We start from the raw sequence: 523 nt of genomic DNA on the forward strand, positions 1-523 counted from the left end.
TGCGCACGCTGCCACAACGTGTAATCCACATACTGCACCGCCAACGACGCCCACTCGGGGGCATGCCCGGCACACCGGCTGCCATAGGCCGCACCGAGATCGCGCACTAACGGACCAAGCGACCACCCATCGGCGGCGATATGATGCACCACCGCCACCAACACATGCTCTTCCTCACTGAGACGGAAAAGCCTTGCCCGCAACGGAATCTCGGTGGCCAAATCAAAACTATGCCCCGCCGTTTCCGCAATGCCGTGCTGCAGCCGATCCCCCGACCAACCGCCCGCATCAACAACCTGCCACCCAAAATCAGCCCGCTCAACAGGCACCACCACCTGCTGAGGCACCCCCTCAGAAGCAACGAACAACGTCCGCAATGACTCGTGGCGGCCCACCACATCCGCCAACGCCGCACACAACGCCTGCACATCCAGGCGCCCACTCAACCGCAACGCCACCGCCATGTTGTAAACCGGCGACGGCCCCTGCAACTGATCGATAAACCACAACCGCGACTGCGCAA

Annotated in this window: 1 protein-coding gene; it reads right to left on the reverse strand. The window is 62.5% G+C overall.

Going from position 1 to position 523, the window contains the following annotated elements:
- The coding region (locus A5625_RS12545) for a condensation domain-containing protein (protein ID WP_156748166.1) at positions 1-523 on the reverse strand (523 nt) is incomplete at both ends.

It is taken from the genome of Mycobacterium sp. 1465703.0, from assembly GCF_001672975.1.
GTDB lineage: Bacteria > Actinomycetota > Actinomycetes > Mycobacteriales > Mycobacteriaceae > Mycobacterium.